Annotated in this window: 21 protein-coding genes; 5 read left to right on the forward strand and 16 right to left on the reverse strand. The window is 44.7% G+C overall.

Going from position 1 to position 19,945, the window contains the following annotated elements; translation table 11 throughout:
• Positions 1-2: 2 nt before the first annotated feature.
• Genes ACTF5U_RS01525 through ACTF5U_RS01535 form a run of 3 tightly spaced genes read right to left on the reverse strand, consistent with a single transcriptional unit; the run spans position 3 to position 2,486 of the window.
• Positions 3-917, reverse strand: a complete 915-nt coding sequence (locus ACTF5U_RS01525) for a 5'-nucleotidase (RefSeq protein WP_438969866.1) — start codon at positions 915-917, stop codon at positions 3-5.
• Positions 914-1,543: a nuclease-related domain-containing protein gene (locus ACTF5U_RS01530; RefSeq protein WP_438969867.1), complete on the reverse strand. Its 630-nt coding sequence runs from the start codon at positions 1,541-1,543 to the stop codon at positions 914-916. Before ACTF5U_RS01530 ends, ACTF5U_RS01525 begins: the two co-directional genes overlap by 4 nt.
• Before the next feature lie 31 nt (positions 1,544-1,574).
• A complete protein-coding gene (locus tag ACTF5U_RS01535; RefSeq protein ID WP_438969868.1) occupies positions 1,575-2,486 on the reverse strand; it encodes a cation diffusion facilitator family transporter in 912 nt (303 codons plus the stop codon).
• Positions 2,487-2,571: 85 nt separating this feature from the next.
• Here ACTF5U_RS01535 and ACTF5U_RS01540 point away from each other — a divergent pair, with 85 nt between their 5' ends.
• Positions 2,572-4,206 carry an alpha-D-glucose phosphate-specific phosphoglucomutase gene (locus tag ACTF5U_RS01540; RefSeq protein ID WP_438969869.1) on the forward strand — a complete coding sequence of 545 codons (1,635 nt, stop codon included), beginning with the start codon at positions 2,572-2,574 and terminating at the stop codon, positions 4,204-4,206.
• 15 nt (positions 4,207-4,221) lie between these two features.
• Positions 4,222-4,815, forward strand: coding sequence for a Maf family protein (locus tag ACTF5U_RS01545; RefSeq protein WP_438969870.1), 594 nt, complete (start codon positions 4,222-4,224; stop codon positions 4,813-4,815).
• A gap of 3 nt (positions 4,816-4,818) precedes the next feature.
• On the opposite strand, the gene ACTF5U_RS01550 is transcribed toward ACTF5U_RS01545, so the two are convergent.
• Entirely contained in the window at positions 4,819-5,232 is a 414-nt protein-coding gene (locus tag ACTF5U_RS01550) for a hypothetical protein (RefSeq protein WP_438969871.1), read from the reverse strand.
• A gap of 196 nt (positions 5,233-5,428) precedes the next feature.
• Here ACTF5U_RS01550 and ACTF5U_RS01555 point away from each other — a divergent pair, with 196 nt between their 5' ends.
• On the forward strand, positions 5,429-6,418 hold the full coding sequence (locus ACTF5U_RS01555) for an aminoglycoside phosphotransferase family protein (protein WP_438969872.1): 990 nt from the start codon (positions 5,429-5,431) through the stop codon (positions 6,416-6,418).
• Positions 6,415-7,089 carry an N-acetylmuramate alpha-1-phosphate uridylyltransferase MurU gene (gene murU / locus ACTF5U_RS01560; protein ID WP_438969873.1) on the forward strand — a complete coding sequence of 225 codons (675 nt, stop codon included), beginning with the start codon at positions 6,415-6,417 and terminating at the stop codon, positions 7,087-7,089. Before ACTF5U_RS01555 ends, murU begins: the two co-directional genes overlap by 4 nt.
• Positions 7,090-7,093: 4 nt before the next feature.
• Here the strand turns inward: murU and argF are convergent, their stop codons facing one another.
• The 10 genes from argF to ACTF5U_RS01610 all read right to left on the reverse strand — a co-directional run bounded on the left by argF (position 7,094) and on the right by ACTF5U_RS01610 (position 16,912).
• Entirely contained in the window at positions 7,094-7,990 is an 897-nt protein-coding gene (gene argF / locus ACTF5U_RS01565) for an ornithine carbamoyltransferase (RefSeq protein WP_438969874.1), read from the reverse strand.
• A 1-nt stretch (position 7,991) separates the two neighbouring features.
• Entirely contained in the window at positions 7,992-9,191 is a 1,200-nt protein-coding gene (locus tag ACTF5U_RS01570) for an aspartate aminotransferase family protein (RefSeq protein WP_438969875.1), read from the reverse strand.
• 153 nt (positions 9,192-9,344) lie between these two features.
• The gene (gene sodB / locus ACTF5U_RS01575) at positions 9,345-9,926 is read right to left on the reverse strand and encodes a superoxide dismutase [Fe] (protein WP_438969876.1); all 582 of its coding nucleotides are present in this window, start codon (positions 9,924-9,926) and stop codon (positions 9,345-9,347) included.
• A gap of 101 nt (positions 9,927-10,027) precedes the next feature.
• Positions 10,028-10,480, reverse strand: coding sequence for a ribosomal protein S18-alanine N-acetyltransferase (gene rimI, locus ACTF5U_RS01580; protein ID WP_438969877.1), 453 nt, complete (start codon positions 10,478-10,480; stop codon positions 10,028-10,030).
• 29 nt (positions 10,481-10,509) lie between these two features.
• On the reverse strand, positions 10,510-11,004 hold the full coding sequence (locus tag ACTF5U_RS01585; RefSeq protein WP_438969878.1) for a DNA polymerase III subunit psi: 495 nt from the start codon (positions 11,002-11,004) through the stop codon (positions 10,510-10,512).
• Entirely contained in the window at positions 11,004-12,536 is a 1,533-nt protein-coding gene (locus tag ACTF5U_RS01590; protein WP_438969879.1) for a 2-isopropylmalate synthase, read from the reverse strand. Before ACTF5U_RS01590 ends, ACTF5U_RS01585 begins: the two co-directional genes overlap by 1 nt.
• Before the next feature lie 219 nt (positions 12,537-12,755).
• On the reverse strand, positions 12,756-13,499 hold the full coding sequence (pssA, locus tag ACTF5U_RS01595) for a CDP-diacylglycerol--serine O-phosphatidyltransferase (protein ID WP_438969880.1): 744 nt from the start codon (positions 13,497-13,499) through the stop codon (positions 12,756-12,758).
• 109 nt (positions 13,500-13,608) lie between these two features.
• Positions 13,609-14,622 carry a ketol-acid reductoisomerase gene (gene ilvC / locus ACTF5U_RS01600; RefSeq protein WP_438969895.1) on the reverse strand — a complete coding sequence of 338 codons (1,014 nt, stop codon included), beginning with the start codon at positions 14,620-14,622 and terminating at the stop codon, positions 13,609-13,611.
• Positions 14,623-14,673: 51 nt separating this feature from the next.
• Positions 14,674-15,168 (reverse strand): acetolactate synthase small subunit, encoded by a 495-nt coding sequence (ilvN, locus tag ACTF5U_RS01605; protein WP_438969881.1) that lies wholly within the window; start codon positions 15,166-15,168, stop codon positions 14,674-14,676.
• A 1-nt stretch (position 15,169) separates the two neighbouring features.
• On the reverse strand, positions 15,170-16,912 hold the full coding sequence (locus tag ACTF5U_RS01610; RefSeq protein WP_438969882.1) for an acetolactate synthase 3 large subunit: 1,743 nt from the start codon (positions 16,910-16,912) through the stop codon (positions 15,170-15,172).
• A gap of 158 nt (positions 16,913-17,070) precedes the next feature.
• Between ACTF5U_RS01610 and pyrC the strand changes: the two genes are divergently transcribed.
• The gene (pyrC, locus tag ACTF5U_RS01615) at positions 17,071-18,120 is read left to right on the forward strand and encodes a dihydroorotase (protein WP_438969883.1); all 1,050 of its coding nucleotides are present in this window, start codon (positions 17,071-17,073) and stop codon (positions 18,118-18,120) included.
• Positions 18,121-18,135: 15 nt separating this feature from the next.
• On the opposite strand, the gene ACTF5U_RS01620 is transcribed toward pyrC, so the two are convergent.
• Together ACTF5U_RS01620 and purC are read right to left on the reverse strand one after the other, a co-directional pair.
• The gene (locus ACTF5U_RS01620; protein ID WP_438969884.1) at positions 18,136-19,101 is read right to left on the reverse strand and encodes a diguanylate cyclase domain-containing protein; all 966 of its coding nucleotides are present in this window, start codon (positions 19,099-19,101) and stop codon (positions 18,136-18,138) included.
• Between the two features lie 128 nt (positions 19,102-19,229).
• The gene (gene purC / locus ACTF5U_RS01625; RefSeq protein WP_438969885.1) at positions 19,230-19,940 is read right to left on the reverse strand and encodes a phosphoribosylaminoimidazolesuccinocarboxamide synthase; all 711 of its coding nucleotides are present in this window, start codon (positions 19,938-19,940) and stop codon (positions 19,230-19,232) included.
• Positions 19,941-19,945 lie beyond the last annotated feature (5 nt).

Below are 19,945 nucleotides of genomic sequence, written 5' to 3' on the forward strand. Positions count from 1 at the left end.
TCTCAGTCCTTCTTCTTCATTTCATTTGCTATGCCATGAGGCACATGCCCAGTAGCCACATGCGCCAGTGCAGACATGCAATGTTGTTCTTGATCATCAAAAAAGATATCCGCACCAAAGGATTTCAAAAATGGCCCTTTTTCCATGCCGCCCAGAAATATAGCTTCATCGATACGTATACCCCAGGCACGCAGTGTGCGTATGACGCGTTCATGAGCTGGTGCTGAGCGTGCTGTAACCAGAGCTGTTCTAATGGGCGAAGCATCTTCGTCGTATTCTGTCTGGATTTGATTTAAAGCCAGCAAGAAATCTTTAAAGGGTCCCCCTGGCAGGGGATCTTTGGCTGTTTGCTGCTCATTCTCGGTGAAGGCCTTTAAACCGCGCTCTTTAAAAATACGTTCTGATTCATCCGAAAATAAAACGGCATCACCATCAAAAGCAATGCGAAGCTCTTCCGACTCATTATTGTTACCGACATTGGAAGGCAATATTGTTGCGGCGGCTATGCCTGCGTCGAGTGCCATCCCGACATCTTCGGGGCTGGTTGAGAGAAACAAACTGGCACTGAAAGGCGCAACGTAACGATAAGGACTACTGCCCGAGGTAAACACGGCTCGGGTGATACTTAGTTTATGGTGTTGTATGGAGTTAAAAACACGTAGCCCCGTATCGGCGCTATTGCGGGATAGCAGAATAATTTCCACTCTCGGCGTGTTGGGATTATTATCATTCAACGCCAAAAGTTTGCGAACCAGATTGAATGCACCACCCGGTTCAAGTGGTACGTCCTCATTCTCGATCTGATAGTTACAATAGGCTTCTGTGCCCTGCTCTTCATAAATTTTATGACTTTCATCCAGATCAAATAATGCTCTGGAAGAAATCGCCACAACCAAGCGTTTGGTATCCTTTGTCATATCGCTTCTTTCATTAGATTGGAACCATTTTTCCGCGCAATCCGTAAAATACGTTGCCAGGCTTTTTTACTCAATTCAGGCATCTTGGCTGCCTCCATAATCGCTTGCAAGTCATCATCCAGAGAAGAAACAACCGATACCCCGTTAGGCTTGCCCTTGGGAAAGTCTCCTTGTCCGGTAAAGACAACTAAACAATGAATCGGCACTTTTGGCGCCAGCGTCTGCAGTGCATGTTTTGAGTTATGAATATGACGTAAAGGATTAGGAAACTTGTAACTACGTCCATTAACAATCTGTGTCCACTGGTCAATGCGCTCTGCACCAAACAAATGCCCTGTAATCGGATATGTTTCCAGAATAAGTAATCCTTGGTCCATTAAAATCAGTCTTTCTATTTCAAGTATGCCACCGATTCCATCTGGAATAACGACAGAGTCCACCTGGTCCAACTTCAATTGTTCCAGCGCTTTATCAAGTAGTCGTATTTTGCGTGTTTTTTTCTTACGACGGCTAATGACAAAAACTACAAACAGCACCATTACCAGCATGGTAACGCCAACTAAGTGCCACGATGAATCCACGTTAAAAATAGTATTTACCCCATCCATCCAATCATTCAAAGACAAAATTATATGAAATCCTTATTAGTTATGTGAATTACTTAATAGATTGCGGGTTGGGTGGTAGATGAGTAATGGGATCTTCGTGGATGATGACTTCTGCTTCATCGAACAGGTCTTTCACTGCATTTTCCAACTCATCTGCAATCGCATGTGCTTCTTTTAATGAGAGTGTTTCATCTAACTCCAGATGCAACTGAACAAATACAGTTGTTCCTGACCGGCGGGTTCGTAAATCATGCAGGCCTCTGGCATTCGGGTGATTCAGTACTGTGGCTCTGATTTTCTGACGTTCCTCGTCTGGTAGTTCATGATCCATCAATAAATCTATCGCCTCTCTAACAATCGACCAAGCACTGTAAAGTATGAATAAAGCAATAGCTATAGCAAAAATCGGATCAAAGACAGACAGTCCATACACAGCCAGAACCAATGCAACGATAACGCTTCCATTAACTAACAGATCAGTTTTGTAATGCAAAGCATCTGCTTTTATTGCAGTCGAACCGGTGTGTCGAATCACATAACGCTGAAAACTGAGTAACACGAGCGTCGCAACAATTGAAAAAATCATCACTCCTATACCCAGACCGACTCCTGCAGTGAGCTCTTGAGGTCTTATCAGACGACTGATGGCTTGAAGTAATAATATCCCCGCTGAACCGGCGATAAACATCGACTGCCCTAACCCTGCTAACGGTTCAGCCTTGCCATGACCAAACCGATGTTCTCTATCCGCGGGTTGCAGGGCATGATTGACAGCAACGAGATTCACCATTGATGCGAGTACGTCCAGACTTGAATCAACCAGTGTAGCCAGAATACTGACTGAATCACTGATAAACCATGCAATCAGTTTAGCCACAATGAGAGTGACAGCTGTCATCACAGATGCGTATGTAGCCATACGCATCAAGCGGCCTTTATCAATCTGTTGAGCGTTATTCATGGAGTCAGTATAGTTGGTTGCATTAATTGCGGCGAGTCTAGCAATAAAGCCCGTATTATGCCCACGTTTAAATCAGGATTGTTATATGGCCCATATCTCGGTTAGCACCACACCGTTTAAAGATCAAAAACCAGGCACCTCTGGTTTACGTAAGAAAGTTCGCACATTTCAGCAGGCCAATTATCTCGAAAACTTTGTTCAGTCTACTTTTGATGCCATTGGTGATTGTGCTGGCAAAACATTAGTCGTCGGTGGTGACGGCCGCTTTTATAATAAAACAGCGGTCCAAATTATTTTAAAAATGGCCGCTGCAAACGGATTTGAGCACGTTTGGGTAGGTCAGAATGGGATACTTTCCACGCCCGCAGCGTCTTGCGTGATTCGTAAATATCACGCTTTCGGCGGCATTATCCTCTCAGCTAGCCATAACCCAGCCGGCGAGGATGGTGATTTTGGTATCAAATTCAACACTGCCAATGGTGGCCCGGCACCGGAATCAATTACTCAAGCAATTTTTGATAATAGCCTGATAATTGATACGTATCATATTAGTAACGATACAGATATTGCTCTAGATAAAATTGGTATTCAAAAACTGTCCGGAATGACTGTCGAAATTATCGATTCCGTTACTGATTACGCTGATCTAATGGAAACATTATTTGATTTTCAGCAAATTCGTGAACTGCTGGCCAAAGCTGACTTTTCGATGCGTTTTGATGCCATGCATGCGGTAACTGGACCTTACGCCAAAGAAATCCTGGAAAACAGACTAGGCGCAGCTGACGACACCGTAATCAACGGCGTACCACTTCCTGATTTTGGAAAAGGGCATCCAGATCCCAACCTTACCTATGCGGAAGAACTGGTTGCTGAAATGTTTTCAGATAATGCACCTGACTTCGGTGCTGCATCGGATGGTGACGGTGATCGCAATATGATTCTGGGCGATAACTTCTTTGTCACTCCTTCAGATAGCTTAGCGGTGCTGGCAGCAAATGCCGGTTTGGTACCAGCTTACCGTACCGGTCTGACAGGTATTGCCCGTTCAATGCCGACCAGTCAGGCTGCCGATCGTGTTGCTGACAAACTCGGCATCGAAGCACATGAAACACCAACCGGTTGGAAGTTCTTTGGTAATTTGCTTGATGCCGATCGCGCCACCTTATGCGGTGAAGAAAGCTTTGGCACAGGCTCCAACCATATCCGTGAAAAAGACGGTTTATGGGCTGTCTTATTCTGGTTGAATATCCTTGCAGTGAAAAAACAATCTGTTGCCAGTATTGTTTATCAACATTGGCAGGAGTTTGGACGTAACTATTACACACGTCATGACTATGAAGCGATTCCCCTTGAGCAAGCCACAGAGCTTATGCAACAGCTGGAAAATCAGTTACCTAACCTGGCTGGTAAAGAATTTGATGGACGTAAAGTCAGTTATGCAGATAACTTTAGCTATCACGACCCGGTCGATCATAGCATTGCCTCGAAACAAGGCATTCGCATTGGTTTTATCGGTGGTGATCGTATAATCTTCCGTCTTTCCGGTACAGGCACAGAAGGTGCGACGTTACGTCTCTACATTGAGTCTTATCAGGATGATCCGAATAAATTACTGGAAGATACGCAACATGCATTAGCTGATTTAATCGAATTGGCTGATTCTCTGGCAAAGATTGTCGTCATTACGGGTCGAAAAGCACCAACCGTTATCACCTAAAACTAAGGTTTTTCAATGCAACAATTGATTCTTGGTTCAAGCTCGCCGTTCCGGGCTGAACTTCTAAGTAAGCTTAATATGTCATTCATTCAGGCATCGCCTGAAATTGATGAAACACCACAAGCAGGTGAAAAACCTGCGATGCTGGTGAAACGTCTGGCAGAGCAAAAGGCTATAGAGATAGCCAAAACCCACCCGGACGCACTTATTATCGGTTCCGATCAAGTCGCTGTTATTGATGAGGCCATTTTAGGCAAGCCAGGCAACCACCAGAATGCGGTAAAACAATTAAAGCAAGCATCAGGCAGGGAAGTAAAATTTTTAACCGGATTAGCCCTGTATAATGCTCAGACCCAGAATATGCAGTCACTGGTCGAGCCTTTCAGTGTGCATTTCCGTCAACTAACAGACGAGCAAATAGCGTTTTATCTCAAAAAAGAACAACCCTATCAGTGTGCTGGCAGTTTCAAGTCCGAAGGTTTTGGTATAAGCCTGTTCTCGAAACTGATGGGAGATGATCCCAATAGCTTGATAGGGTTGCCTTTAATTCGTTTAATTGAATTACTTCGTCATGAAAAAATCGATGTCTTACAACCAAGTCATCCGTAAGCCCTACTCTGCTGCCTGTTCTTGATTTTGCTGTTTTTCAGCGTTCCCCATAGCTTGTGCCTGCGCAGCTAGGTTATTCATGGTCTGAGTCATCATTTTGCGTGCAGCTCTTGAACGCATTTTTTTGGCCATGCCTTCTACCAGACTGGGTTCAACATTATTCTCGGTTAAATGCAGTTTGAGTGCGTCGAGATGTGTTTCGCAAGACTGCATAAGTTGGCTAGCCATATCCTGACCAGATGTAGCACCTTTTTGTGGTTGTAGTCGGCCATGCATCATGCAGCCATTATATTCAGTAATGATGTTATACATCTCATCAGATTGTTCTGCAGTTAGATCGGCCGGCGTGACATACTCTTCTGCTGTGACCATCGATGAGAATGCCAGCAAGGCAGCTGAAAAAAGAAACTTGTTCATTGCGACTCCGTTGTTGCTTATGGTTAAGTGATACATTATCCGTCTTAATGGACAGGCATTAGAAGGATTAATTCCCGATAATACCTGAACCCGACTTTTTTAGCAGTGACGATGAGCAACAGAAGATCTTTCATGTAGATATAAGCAATAATTACCCATAAAATACAAATAGATAAACAATTTTTCAAGAAACAGAATGAATATAGCTAACCAAGACAAACGTGTTCATGACATTCAAGAATGGCTGATGGCTGTGCTGCCCTATTCAGATTTCGATTTATCGACGGCTTCAGCAGATGCCAGTTTCAGACGCTATTTCCGGGTTAACCAGAAACAGTCCAGTTGGATCGTGATGGATGCGCCACCCGAGCATGAAGATATTGAGCCATTTGTAAAAGTCGCTGAATTTTTGGCTCAATTCGGTATCCATGTTCCCAAAATTTATGCAAAAAGCTTACAACACGGATTTTTGCTTTTAAGCGATCTGGGCGATACCTCGTTTTTATCTGTTCTCAATCCTGAATCGGCAGATTTACTCTACGCAAATGCAATAGATGAAATTATCAAGATGCAGTTAGCTCCGACGACTGCGATCGATCTACCTCTCTACAACGCTGACTTACTGAACACCGAAATGAACTTATTTCCTGAGTGGTTCTTAAAGCGTCACTTAAATTTAGAGCCACCTGCTTGTCTCGACAACATATTCAAACTACTGATTGATAATGCACAAACACAAAATCAATTTTTTGTTCATCGTGATTATCACAGTCGAAATTTGATGCTTGTTGATGAGCAGAATGTGGGTGTGATTGATTTTCAGGATGCCGTCATCGGGCCCGCAAGTTATGATTTGGTTTCATTACTTCGTGATGTTTATATCGAATGGCCAGAGGATAAGGTGGATAGCTGGCTCGAGAATTATTTTGCGAAGGCACAACAAAACAACCTACTCGATTGCGAAAAAGAAACTTTTACACGCTGGTTTGATCTGATGGGATTGCAACGCCATCTCAAAATACTGGGTATCTTCTGCAGACTCGCTTATCGTGATAATAAGCCACGATATTTAAAGGATCTGCCTCTGACATTACGTTATGTGCTGCAAGTGACGGAACGTTATCCCGAATTGAATGCACTACATGCGTATCTCACCAAAACATCAGACATTATGGCAATTAAATGAAAGCAATGATTCTTGCGGCAGGACGTGGGGAACGCTTACGGCCATTAACGGATACTACCCCCAAACCGCTTATTTACGCTGGTAAAAAAAGGCTTATTGAGTATCTAATTGAAGGTCTTGTAAAAGCCGGACTGACTGAGATTGTCATTAATTACGCTCATCTGGGCGAACAATTTCCAGAAATAATTGGTGATGGCAGCCAATATGGCGCTCATATTCAATATTCACCCGAACTGGACGGCGGTCTTGAAACAGCGGGCGGCATTATCAATGCACTGCCCTTACTCGGTGATGAACCCTTTGTTGTAGTAAATGGCGATATCTGGACTGACTTTGATTTTTCTATTCTGCCAAATTCCAGATTAGCTGGAGATAATCTAGCCCATTTATTCTTGGTAGCTAACCCGATGCATAATTCAGAGGGAGACTTTGCTTTGGATTTAGCTGGCCACATTCAGCTTGAAGGTAATCCTAAATTCACCTTTAGTGGTATTGGTATCTATCGAAAAGAGCTGTTTGAAAGTCTGGATAATTCAAAAAGACCGTTAAAGCCTTTGTTTAATAAAGCGATTAAAGAGAACAAGCTGAGTGGTGAAGTGTATCAGGGGCAGTGGTCGGATATCGGAACTGTTGAACGTTTACAGGAGCTTGAACGGCAGATCGAAAATTAATGCTTCAAGCGCAGAGAAATTCCAATAATGCTTTTTGCGCATGCAGGCGATTCTCAGCCTCATCCCAAACAACACTCTGTTGACCGTCAATCACTTCGGCGGTCACTTCTTCACCCCGGTGAGCCGGTAAGCAGTGCATGAATAAGGCATCTTTTGCAGCCACATCCATAACACTTTTATCGACCTGGAACATGGCAAATGCCGCTTCACGTTTACGTTGCTCTTCTTCCTGGCCCATACTGGCCCATACATCAGTCACCACAAGATCAGCACCTTCTGTAGCTGCGTGTGGGTCATTAAATAGCTTAACGGTAGCATCAGCGGCGTCAATAATCGCCCGGTTGGGCTCATAACCTTCCGGCGTAGCGATGTGTAAGTCAAAGCCGAACTGTTGCGCAGCATTGATATACGAATGGCACATATTGTTACCATCACCAATCCAAACCACACGTTTGCCAGCAATTGAACCTCGATGTTCCTGATAGGTCTGCATATCAGCCAATAACTGACAGGGATGAAAATCATCGGTTAGCGCGTTAATAACAGGTACTGAAGAATACTGAGCAAAGGTTTCCACTTTGCTGTGTTCAAAAGTACGAATCATCACAGCATCAACCATACTGGAAATAACACGAGCAGAGTCCTCAACCGGCTCACCGCGGCCCAATTGCGTATCATCAGGTGATAGGAATATAGAACCACCGCCGAATTGAATCATAGCCGACTCAAACGAGACACGGGTACGGGTTGAAGATTTTTCGAAAATCATCGCCAAAACCCGATTCTTCAATGGCTGATAAACCTCGCCACGCTTGTGCAACGCTTTTAACTCGCTCGCACGTTGGATCAGCTGTTTCAATTCATCAGCACTGAGGTCTTTCAGGGTCAGAAAATGTCTCATTTTACGCAACGCTCTCAACAGCGTGAGATGACAAAAATGTCAAAACCAGCTTACTTACTTTATCAACGATAATGTCAGCTTCTTTAGCAGTGATAATCATCGGTGGCACTAAACGAATAACTGACTCGGCAGTCACATTTATCAATAAACCGTCAGCCAGCGCTTGTTTGACTAGATCAGCGCAAGGTATCGATAATTCAATCCCCATCATAAAGCCCAGCGCACGGATGTCTTTAACGCCAGCGTGATCACCTAATTTAGCTTGAAAACGATTGAGCATGTGTTCACTCAAGGTCTGAACGTGCTGGCACAACTCCTCTTTTTCAATCGTTTCCAGAACAGCTAATGCAGCACTACAGGCAAGCGGATTACCACCGAAGGTGGAACCATGATTTCCGGCTTCCAGTACGCCAACGCCAGAGCCTGCAACTAAACAGGCACCGATAGGTACACCATTCCCCAAACCCTTTGCTAATGTCATCACATCAGGGAGAACGGCTTCGTTATGCTGAAACGCAAACCACTCACCTGTTCGGCCAACACCCGTTTGCACTTCATCCAGCATCATAAGCAATTTACGATGAGTACAAATAGAACGCACACCCGCCAAAAATTCTGAATCTGGGATTTTTATCCCGCCCTCACCCTGAACAGGTTCAAGCAAAACAGCCACGGCTTCCGGCCAGTGACCAATTGCCATGCGCAGTGCATCTAGGTCATTGTAGGGAACACGAACAAAACCAGGTAACAGCGGATCAAAACCTACCTGTACCTTGGCATTACCCGTTGCAGTCAATGTTGCCATAGTTCGTCCATGGAAGCTGCCATCCATGACGATGATAACGGGCTTATCAATACCCATGCCGTGGCCATATTTACGGGCAATTTTTATTGCTGCCTCATTGGCTTCAGCCCCAGAGTTGCAAAAGAAAGCTTGTTCCATACCTGACAAAGCAGTCAGCTTGTCAGCCAGTTGTGTCTGCAAAGGGATATGGTAAAAATTAGATGTATGAATCAAGGTTTCAGCCTGCTTCTGAACGGCTTTTGTAACAGCAGGATGACAATGCCCCAAATTACAGACAGCAATACCACTCAGCGCATCAAGGTACTGATTTCCATTTGTGTCTGTTAACCAGGCACCCTGACCTTTTGCAAAAGCAACATCAAGACGACCATAGGTGGGCATGACTGACTCTGTCATGGCTAAACTCCTTGCCGTGATAGCAAACTACTAAGCCTTTTTTCAGGCCTGACAAACGAAAAATGGCAGTTTCTTATGAAACTGCCATTTCTCAAAAGAGCGGTATTTTATAACGTTATTAAGGGATAAGCAAAAAATCCCTGTCCGCTTTGTTTATGCTGCGTAGTTTGTTGCAACAAAGTCCCAGTTAACCAAGCCCCAGAAGGCTTCAAGATATTTAGGGCGCGCGTTGCGGTAGTCGATGTAATAGGCATGTTCCCAAACATCAACTGTCAACAATGGTGTTTGACCATCTGTTAATGGGCAACCTGCATTACTGGTATTGGCGATAGCAATACTGCCATCGGCATTTTTTACCAACCAGGTCCAGCCCGAGCCAAAGTTAGTTGCAGCAGATTTGCTGAACTCTTCTTTGAATGTATCGAATGAACCGAAAGTGCTGTCTATAGCTGCAGCCAAATCACCTACTGGTGCACCTTTAGCATCAGGAGTCATGCAGTTCCAGTAAAAAGTGTGATTCCACACCTGAGCCGCATTGTTAAAAATACCACCGCTTGCAGAAGTGATAATGTCTTCCAGAGATTTGCCTTCAAACTCTGTGCCTGGAACCAGATTGTTCAGGTTATTGACATAGGTTTGGTGATGTTTGCCATAGTGATACTCAAGCGTTTCTGCTGAAATAGTAGGTTCCAGCGCATTTTGTGCATACGGTAGTGGTGGCAATTCAAAAGCCATATTCAATCTCCTAAAAGTGAAAAAAATAACCGAGTAAGTTATATCAATAGTCTAAAAGAGCACTCACTCTATAGCAAGTACCCCAAAGGTGACAGTTTTAATCACAAACCGCCAAAAACCGTTAACATTGATATATCGAGTCCCATCAATATAGCGTCTTCTCTACCCTGTTCTGCCGGATAGTAACCACGTCTTATTGTCATCTCATTGAAACCAAACTGTTGATATAGGTTTTGTGCTCTTTGGTTGGAGCGTCGTACCTCAAGAATCAATAATGCTGCTGAACGACTCTTGGCATGGTCAATGATATGTTCCAGTATTCTACGCCCAAAACCCTGCCCTTGCAGATCCGGCCTGACGCAGATGTTCAGCAAATGTGCCTCATCCATGACCAACTGCACAATAGCAAAACCAATGATGACATCGTAGGGATCACAATAAACCCATGCATAATGTCCGGCATCAATACTGTCCGAAAAGTTCTTGATACTCCAGGGAAAACGATTAGCAGACTTTTCAACGGCATGAACCTCGGCCAAGTCTTCCTCTAACATTACCCTGGGCAATATCATTTCAACATTCTCTAGTTATATAAGGTTTTAAGTAACTTTAGTGCTTGCCAGACAGTGGCTTTCTTACGGCTGTCTTGTAACATGTCGCTCAAACTGTAGGTCGCAATCCAATGACTATTTGCTGTATCTGTAATTAGGGTGGGTTGCGAAACATCGAATGCTGTTGGCGCATTGATGCCATCAATATGTCCCAGCATAAGAACAGCTTTGTCCTCTTTCGCGGCATCAGCAATTTTATCTATCTGTTGATGATCAAGCATCGTCACTGACTGCGTGCTGAGATTGATAGCTTTCAGCATCGACTGTAACAAGCGTTGCTCCTCGTTATCCAGCCGAGTTGATACCATCACAATCCAGACAGGATGACTGAGGTCAACGTTTTGAGTTCCAGTGGCCTGCTGCTCATCCGTCTGAGGCGTCGGCTCTTTTACACTCCGTGTTCGTAGCTGCCAGACAGGGATACCAAGTTCAGATAGCGTGCGATGTTGATATTCAGATAAAGGCATCAGACTTGAGGATGCGCCCGATCAACATGTGCAAGAATTTTATTCAGAGCATGAATATAGGCTTTAGCTGATGCAATCACAATATCCGTATCAGCCCCCTGCCCGCTGACTATGCGCCCCCCCTTTTCGAGACGAACATTCACTTCACCCTGGGAATCAGTACCGGTTGTGATATTGCTGACAGAATATAATTGCAATTCTGTATGACTTTGCACGATTGACTCAATTGCACGATAGGCGGCATCAACCGGTCCACTCCCGGTCATCTGAACTTCAATCTCTTCATCGTCAACAGACAGCATGACTTTCGCCACCGGGGTTTCACCTGTTTCACTGCATACTTTCATTGATAACAAGCTGATCCGTTCGTCTGTGGTCGCAACAACATCACTGACCAAAGCCTGAATATCTTCGTCAAAAATTTCATGTTTCTTGTCAGCTAATTCTTTAAAGCGTGTAAAAGCAGCATTGAGTTCAACCTCTGACTCCAGTTCAATCCCCAGTTCCTGTAGACGACTACGGAATGCATTACGGCCGGAATGTTTACCCAATACCATACGGTTGGTGTTCCAACCCACGTCTTCCGCACGCATGATCTCATAGGTTTCACGGTTTTTAAGTACACCATCCTGATGTATGCCGGACTCATGCGCGAATGCATTCGCGCCTACAATTGCTTTATTCGGTTGTACAACAAACCCCGTTACACCAGAAACCAGGCGCGATGCAGCCAGGATGTGTTGTGTATCGATATTGGTATCGCAAGGCAACATATCCTGACGCGTTCTGACTGCCATAACGATTTCTTCCAGCGCGGCATTACCCGCACGTTCTCCGAGCCCATTAATCGTGCACTCCACTTGTCGAGCACCATTCATCACAGCAGATAGAGAGTTAGCAACGGCAAGTCCTAAATCATTATGACAATGGACAGAAAAAACGGCTTTATCAGCATTAGGGATACGCTCACGCAATGTAGCGATTAGCGAACCAAACTGATGCGGCAGGTTATAACCGACCGTATCAGGGATATTGAGCGTTGTAGCACCGGCATCGATCACCGCCTCCAGAATACGACATAAAAAATCGGTATCACTTCGTCCGGCGTCTTCAGGTGAAAACTCAACGTCATCGGTATACATCCGTGCCCGCTTCACCGCTTTAACCGCATTCTCAACCACCTGATCCGGCTCCATACGAAGCTTCATTTTCATATGAATGGGAGAAGTTGCGATGAAAGTATGAATGCGCGAAGCATTTGCAGACTTAAGTGCTTCACCAGCACGATCAATATCAGCATCCAGTGCGCGTGACAAACTACAGATACGGCTATCTTTTACTGCTTTAGCGACGGCCTGGACAGCTTCAAAGTCGCCTTGACTGGCGATAGCAAAACCCGCTTCGATAACGTCAACGCGCATACGTTCAAGGGCTTTGGCAATGCGAACTTTTTCATCCTTGGTCATCGAGGCGCCAGGGCTTTGTTCGCCGTCACGTAAGGTTGTGTCAAAAATGATTAATTGGTCAGTCATGTTTTCCTGCTCCGTTGTGCAGACTATTGATCTTATTCAAGTACTCTCAGACCGAGTACTAAGGTTAAGTCTGGACGCCCTGAGGCAATCGAAGCAGGTTTAACAGACTATAGTCAGCAACAACCGTATTGGGTTGAGACGCTGTGGGTAAAAATAACAACGACATTTCCGTATTCATAATGCTAAATAGTAGGTTCAAAAAGCAAAATTGCCAAGGGATTATTTGTTCTGAGCCCTTTCGCTGCGGCGTTGACGAAGCTTTATCAAAGTAAATACTGGTCCCGAAACGGCATAAACAAGGAAAGCTAGAAATAACACTAAGGGTGGATCATTTGCAACGAGGGCAAATATTAAAACCAAGGCCAATAACTTAATAAATGGGACACGATTACTAAAGTCCAGATCTTTAAAGCTGTAGTAACGCATCGAGCTGACCATCAAGATGGCACAGAAAAAAGTCAGTGGCACGGCGATGTTAGTTATTATGGCCGGATCTAAGCCAAGGTCAGTACCTAGCCAGACCCAGCCCGCTATAGAGGCTGCTGCTGCCGGACTTGGCAAACCTTGAAAGTAACGTTTATCGGCGGTGCCAATCTGCGTGTTAAAGCGTGCTAAGCGCAAAGCACCGCAAGCAGCATATATAAAAGCAATCATCCATCCGAATTTTCCGAGATCGAATAATGCCCATTGGAACATCACCAGCGCAGGAGCCAGACCAAACGCTACCATATCTGACAGACTGTCATATTCAGCACCGAAGGCACTCTGGGTATTGGTCATACGGGCAATACGACCATCTAGTCCATCCATGATCATGGCAACAAATATAGCGATAGCGGCAGACTCAAAGTCGCCACGAATAGCCGCAATAATGGCGTAGAACCCTGCGAACAAACCGGCGGTTGTGAACAGATTGGGTAGTAGATAAATACCACGCTTTTGCTGCTTTTCACTGCTGACCATACATTACTCCCTGACTATAGAGGTCTCATTATGACATTACACCTCTCCAAACAAAACGGGGACGGCTGTTTTCACAACCGTCCCCGCGTCTGACTCTGTCAATTATTGATTAGTTTTTGCTTTTATCAACAATTTTCTGAATCCAAGGCATCATTTCACGCAGTTTGGCACCGGTTTGTTCAATCGGATGCTCCGCATTCAGACGACGCATTGCTGTCATTTCAGGGTAACCAGACTGGCCTTCCTGAATAAATTGCTTGGCGTATTTACCTTCCTGAATATTTTTCAGTGCTTCACGCATTGCCCAACGACTTTCTTCATTGATAACACGAGGGCCCGTCACATACTCACCATACTCTGCATTATTGGAGATGGAATAGTTCATGTTAGCAATACCACCTTCGTACATCAGATCAACGATCAGTTTGAGTTCATGCAGACATTCAAAGTATGCCATTTCAGGCTCATAACCGGCTTCTGTCAACGTTTCAAAACCGGCTTTAACCAGTTCCACAGCACCACCACACAATACCGCTTGCTCACCAAACAGATCGGTTTCAGTTTCGTCACGGAATGTTGTTTCAATGATACCTGTGCGGCCACCACCGATAGCTGATGCATACGACAAAGCGATGTCTTTTGCTTTACCTGAAGCATTCTGCTCAATCGCGATTAAGTCAGGAATACCACCACCTCTAACAAATTCACTGCGTACAGTATGGCCAGGTGCTTTTGGCGCAATCATCACTACATCCAAATCTTCACGTGGTGAGATTTGGTTGTAAACAATAGCAAAACCGTGGGCAAAAGCGAGAACTGAACCTTGTTTCAGGTTTGGCTCAATTTCTGATTTGTAGAGTTGAGACTGGAACTCATCTGGTGTCAGTACCATAACCAAATCGGCACCTTTTACAGCCTCACTGACGTTATCGGAGACTTTTAGACCAGCACTTTCAGCTTTAGCAATAGAAGAAGAACCTGCGCGCAATGCGACGGTGACATCAACACCAGAGTCTTTCAGGTTGCAGGCATGGGCATGGCCTTGAGAGCCATAACCGATGATTGTGACGTTCATGTCTCTGATAATGGAGAGGTCACAATCTTTATCGTAATAAATGTTCAAACTCATGGTTGAGATCCTTAGTTTTTTTCTAAAAGCGATTTTATAATCGAATTACAGGTGTAGGCTTTTTTCGCCGCGGGCAATACCTGAAACGCCACTACGGACTGTTTCAATGATCTTATGCTCAGCCAGTGCATCAATAAATGCATCCAGCTTGGTCACATCGCCCGTTAATTCAATGGTATAGGTGGAAGATGTCACATCAATGATGTGTCCTCGGAAAATATCCGACAACCGCTTAACATCTTCACGTTGCGCCATTGTTGATGCTTTGACTTTAATCAGCATCATTTCACGTTCAATGTGAGGACCTTCAGTGAGATCCAGTAGTTTAACCACATCAACCAGCTTATTCAGCTGTTTGGTAATTTGTTCAATAATGCGATCCGTGCCAGTGGTGACAATCGTCATACGTGACAAAGAGGCATCTTCAGTTGGTGCCACTGTTAGTGATTCAATATTGTAACCACGGGCAGAAAACAAACCAGCCACACGCGACAACGCCCCTGCTTCATTTTCGATCAGGATGGAGATAATGTGACGCATGTTATGACAGCTCCCTTTCTGGATCTTGTGGTGGCACACAATGCGGTGACATATGCATTTCGTTATGTGCCTTACCTTGTGCAATCATCGGATACACGTTTTCAGTTTGATCTGTAACGATATCGAAGAATACCAAACGATTTTTCATCGCAAAGCCACGCTCCAGTTCGGCACGTAAATCTTCCGGACGCTCGATACGGATACCGACATGACCATAACTTTCAGTCAGTTTTACAAAGTCAGGTAACGATTCCATATAAGAATGCGAATAGCGGTTTTCATAGAAAAATTCCTGCCATTGACGCACCATACCCAGGTATCGGTTATTCAATGCTACGATTTTGACCGGTAAGCCGTATTGCAAGCATGTTGACAGCTCCTGGATACACATCTGAATACTGCCTTCGCCGGTAACACAAATAACCACGTCATCAGGGTAAGCTAACTGAACGCCCATTGCGGCAGGCAGCCCGAAGCCCATCGTGCCGAGACCACCCGAGTTTATCCAGCGGTTGGGTTCATCGAAACCATAGTACTGAGCAGCCCACATCTGATGCTGACCGACATCTGATGTTACGTAGGCATTACCTTCCGTAATTTCATGCAGCATCTCAATTACCATCTGTGGCTTAATCTTATCGCTGTTCCGATCATAAGACATGCATTTGTTGCTACGCCAGCCATTAATCGTTTTCCACCAATCATCAATCGCCTTCTGATTGGGTTTTTTCTTGTCGTTGTCCAACAGAAGATTCATCTCCTGTAACACATCCGGCACGTTACCAACGATAGGCACATCCACTGTGATGGTTTTTGAAATGGACGATGGATCGATATCAATGTGAACAATTTGAGCGTGTGGGCAAAATTCTGCGATCTTACCGGTTACGCGGTCATCAAACCGTGCGCCTATCGCAATCAGAACATCACAGTCATGCATTGCCATATTCGCTTCGTAGGTACCGTGCATGCCCAACATACCGAGGAACAGCTCATCACTCGCAGGATAGGCACCCAGGCCCATCAGCGTGCTGGTAATCGGGTAGCCTAGCTTACGTACGAATTTACGCAATTCATCTGAACCGTTACCCAAAACCACACCACCACCGCTATAAATCATCGGCTTTTTAGCGCTAAGAAGCAGATCAACTGCACGCTTGATTTGGCCTGTATGCCCCTTCAAGGTTGGTTGATAGGAACGCATTTGAACGCTTTCCGGGTAATGATACGGAATCTTAATATTTGGATCCGTGATGTCTTTAGGTACATCAACAACAACCGGACCGGGACGGCCTGTTGTGGCGACATAAAACGCCTTTTTGACAGTTTCAGCCAGATCGTTAATATCTTTTACGAGGAAGTTATGTTTTACGCAAGGACGTGTGATACCGACAGAATCAACTTCCTGAAAAGCATCGCTACCAATATTTGCAGTAGCAACCTGCCCAGTAATAACCACCATTGGAATGGAGTCCATATACGCTGTCGCAATACCCGTCACCGCGTTGGTTGCACCGGGACCTGAAGTAACCAAGACCACACCAGGCTTTCCTGTAGCACGTGCATAGCCATCGGCAGCATGTGTTGCTGCTTGTTCATGGCGGACGAGGATGTGATTCACACCCTCCTGATTGTATATCGCATCATAGATGTGAAGCACGGCTCCACCAGGATACCCAAACAGGTATTCGACACCTTCATCTTTGAGACATTGTACTAATATCTCACCACCGCTTAATTCCACGAGTTTCCCTCTTAATCACTTCACGCGAAGCTTAAAAACATCAAACGTGTAAAGTTACTTGTAATGCATGATAAGGTCAAGAACCAGCGCTGTTGCCACTCGAGCGAGGATCACAACTATTTCGGCTTAACTCATTAGCTGTGGCATAATTCGCGGTTATGACTAACACAAATTTGACCCAACTTCGTATCACCCGTCCTGATGACTGGCATCTCCACTTGCGCGACGATCTGGCCTTAAACCGAACCGTTCCCGATACGGCTCGCCTCTTTTCAAGAGCCATTATCATGCCTAACTTAAGGCCGCCTGTTACTACAACAGCTATGGCTGGCGAGTACCGTAAGCGTATTTTGTCTGCCCGCCCTACTGACAGTCAGTTTGAGCCACTCATGACCTTGTACCTCACTGACAACACCTCAGCATCAGAAATCCAACGCGCCAAAGAAAGTGGGTTCATTCATGCTGTCAAACTTTACCCTGCCGGTGCAACCACGAATTCTGATGCCGGTGTCACTGATTTAAAGAATTGCACACCAGCTTTGGAAGAAATGCAGAAATGCGGTATGCCACTGCTAGTACATGGTGAAGTAACCAGTTCGGATATCGATATATTCGATCGCGAAAAAGTCTTCATTGATCAAGTCATGCGACCTTTACTCAATAAATTTCCATCGTTAAAAGTGGTTTTTGAACATATCACCACCGCCGATGCCGCGCAGTTTGTCAGCGAAGCTGATGGTCATATTGCGGCAACTATTACACCACATCACTTGCTATTAAACCGAAATGATTTACTTGTGGGTGGCATCCACCCGCATCATTATTGTCTTCCAGTATTAAAGCGCAATACGCACCAGCAAGCACTGATTGAAGCGGCGACCAGTGGGAGCAACAAATTCTTTTTGGGCACAGACAGCGCACCACACCCACGTGAGGGTAAAGAAAACAGCTGTGGCTGTGCCGGAATATACAGCGCGCATGCAGCCATAGAACTCTACGCTGAAGCGTTTGAAGCGGCCGATGCGCTGGACAAGTTAGAAGCTTTTGCCAGTTTTAATGGCCCTGATTTTTACCAGTTACCCCGAAACACCGACACAATCACACTAAATAAACAAAGTTGGTCTGTGCCTGAAACGCTTGAGTTTTCTGATTCAACATTGGTACCTCTGCGTGCGGGTCTATCGATCGACTGGCAAGTCACAGATTAGCTCCTGTGAACAGATTTAACTACTTTGTGTTTTACGTTTTCGCTGATACATCAGCTGATCGCCTGCAACGAGAAGATCTTCCAGACCTTGGTGCTTTTCCGGGTCGAAAGTCACTGAGCCATAAGAGTAAGCAATTCTGTAATCAAGCGTAAGCGCCTGATTAACCTCTTCAATAAGGTCTGCAAATCGAAGCAGAATTTTTTCTACTTCAGCATCGAGCGCATTGGGCAATAACAGAACAAATTCATCACCGCCGATTCTTCCTAGAATATCGGTTTGTCTGCTGACCTGCTTCAAGTTTTCTGCAAATTGTTTCAAAACATTATCGCCTTCTTCATGACCGAAGTTGTCATTAACCTGTTTGAATTTATTCAAATCCAGGAACACTAAGCTCACAGGAACCGATTCACGACGACAAAGATTTAATGCTTGGTTCGCTGCAGAGAGAAAGCCTCGACGATTATAGATTTCGGTGAGTTCATCCATAGTGGCTATTTGAGTAGCATGAATTTCATGCTCTACAAGCTCAGCTAACTCTTTCAGAATCAGTTTTTCTCGTTGGCTGAAGTGGCGTGGTTTATGATCTATTAAACACAATGTACCGAGCTTGGTGCCTTCGACATAAGTTATCGGATAGCCTGCATAAAACCTTATATAGGGCTCATTAATGACAAAGGGGTTATCGTCAAAACGCGGGTCTTGATGGGTGTCTTGTATAACAAAAGCATCGTCACCCAAGATAGCGTGGCCGCAAAAAGAGACATCGCGCGAGGTTTCTGAAATACTCAATCCCTGACATGATTTAAACCATTGTCGATTTTCGTCCACTAGACTGACTAACGCTATTGGCACTTCGAAAATACGCATAGCAAGCCGCGTCAGCCGATCAAACCGCTCTTCTTTATTCGTGTCTAATAGGTCTAACGACCTGAGGGTGAAAACTCTTGATTTGTCATTAGCTGGTTTATTTGGTTTTTGCATAGGTTTTCAAGCATTGATCGAATGTACAGGTTGACACTTTTCTCACCCATTAAATTCAAATGTCGTGAAATTCACCAAACCAGCTTTTGCATACGATCGTTTTCAAACGATCACCGAGCTAGCATGACCTAGAGTTTTACACCGATACGTTGCGCAACTTCCTGGTAGGCCTCAATGACACCACCTAATCCTTGTCTGAAACGGTCTTTATCCAGTTTTTTCCGGGTTTCAGCATCCCAGAGTCGACAACCGTCCGGACTAAACTCATCCCCCAGATAGACATCACCATTAAACAAGCCAAACTCCAGTTTATAATCAACCAGAATCATACCGGCATCGCTGAAAAGCTTCTTCAAAAGAACATTAACTTTAAAGGTTAACTCTTTCATTTTTATTATATCTTCTGATTTTGCCCAGCCAAATGTTTCGATGTGATACTCATTGATCATCGGATCATGAAGCGCGTCATTTTTAAGGAAAAATTCAAATATTGGTGGGTTAAGTTCCATGCCATCTTCCACACCAAGACGACGAACCAGACTTCCCGAGGCAACATTTCTGACCACACATTCAACCGGCATCATCTGCATGTTTTTTACCAGTGATTCGGTGTCGTTTAACAGTTTTTCAAAGTGGGTTGGAATACCGTTATCGGATAGGTACTGCATGATGTGGGCATTAAATTTGTTGTTCACTTCGCCTTTACGACTCAACTGTTCAACTTTCTCACCATCAAATGCTGAGGTGTCATCACGAAAGCTCAAAACAACATAATCTTTATCATCAGTAGCAAAGACGCTTTTAGCTTTGCCGGAGTAGAGTTCTTTTTTCTTTTGCATTTGAA

The sequence above is a fragment of the Methylophaga sp. genome, from assembly GCF_965655755.1.
Taxonomy (GTDB): domain Bacteria; phylum Pseudomonadota; class Gammaproteobacteria; order Nitrosococcales; family Methylophagaceae; genus Methylophaga.

Bases quoted from the DNA above. Each gene is read 5' to 3' on its own strand.
- murU (WP_438969873.1), top strand. From the start codon at position 6,415: ATGAAAGCAATGATTCTTGCGGCAGGACGTGGGGAACGCTTACGGCCA.
- argF (WP_438969874.1), bottom strand. From the start codon at position 7,990: ATGAGACATTTTCTGACCCTGAAAGACCTCAGTGCTGATGAATTGAAA.
- ACTF5U_RS01555 (WP_438969872.1), top strand. From the start codon at position 5,429: ATGAATATAGCTAACCAAGACAAACGTGTTCATGACATTCAAGAATGG.
- purC (WP_438969885.1), bottom strand. From the start codon at position 19,940: ATGCAAAAGAAAAAAGAACTCTACTCCGGCAAAGCTAAAAGCGTCTTT.
- pssA (WP_438969880.1), bottom strand. From the start codon at position 13,499: ATGGTCAGCAGTGAAAAGCAGCAAAAGCGTGGTATTTATCTACTACCC.
- ACTF5U_RS01535 (WP_438969868.1), bottom strand. From the start codon at position 2,486: ATGAATAACGCTCAACAGATTGATAAAGGCCGCTTGATGCGTATGGCT.
- ACTF5U_RS01585 (WP_438969878.1), bottom strand. From the start codon at position 11,004: ATGCCTTTATCTGAATATCAACATCGCACGCTATCTGAACTTGGTATC.
- rimI (WP_438969877.1), bottom strand. From the start codon at position 10,480: ATGTTAGAGGAAGACTTGGCCGAGGTTCATGCCGTTGAAAAGTCTGCT.
- ACTF5U_RS01590 (WP_438969879.1), bottom strand. From the start codon at position 12,536: ATGACTGACCAATTAATCATTTTTGACACAACCTTACGTGACGGCGAA.
- pyrC (WP_438969883.1), top strand. From the start codon at position 17,071: ATGACTAACACAAATTTGACCCAACTTCGTATCACCCGTCCTGATGAC.
- sodB (WP_438969876.1), bottom strand. From the start codon at position 9,926: ATGGCTTTTGAATTGCCACCACTACCGTATGCACAAAATGCGCTGGAA.
- ilvN (WP_438969881.1), bottom strand. From the start codon at position 15,168: ATGCGTCACATTATCTCCATCCTGATCGAAAATGAAGCAGGGGCGTTG.
- ACTF5U_RS01540 (WP_438969869.1), top strand. From the start codon at position 2,572: ATGGCCCATATCTCGGTTAGCACCACACCGTTTAAAGATCAAAAACCA.
- ACTF5U_RS01545 (WP_438969870.1), top strand. From the start codon at position 4,222: ATGCAACAATTGATTCTTGGTTCAAGCTCGCCGTTCCGGGCTGAACTT.
- ACTF5U_RS01550 (WP_438969871.1), bottom strand. From the start codon at position 5,232: ATGAACAAGTTTCTTTTTTCAGCTGCCTTGCTGGCATTCTCATCGATG.
- ACTF5U_RS01620 (WP_438969884.1), bottom strand. From the start codon at position 19,101: ATGCAAAAACCAAATAAACCAGCTAATGACAAATCAAGAGTTTTCACC.
- ACTF5U_RS01525 (WP_438969866.1), bottom strand. From the start codon at position 917: ATGACAAAGGATACCAAACGCTTGGTTGTGGCGATTTCTTCCAGAGCA.
- ACTF5U_RS01570 (WP_438969875.1), bottom strand. From the start codon at position 9,191: ATGACAGAGTCAGTCATGCCCACCTATGGTCGTCTTGATGTTGCTTTT.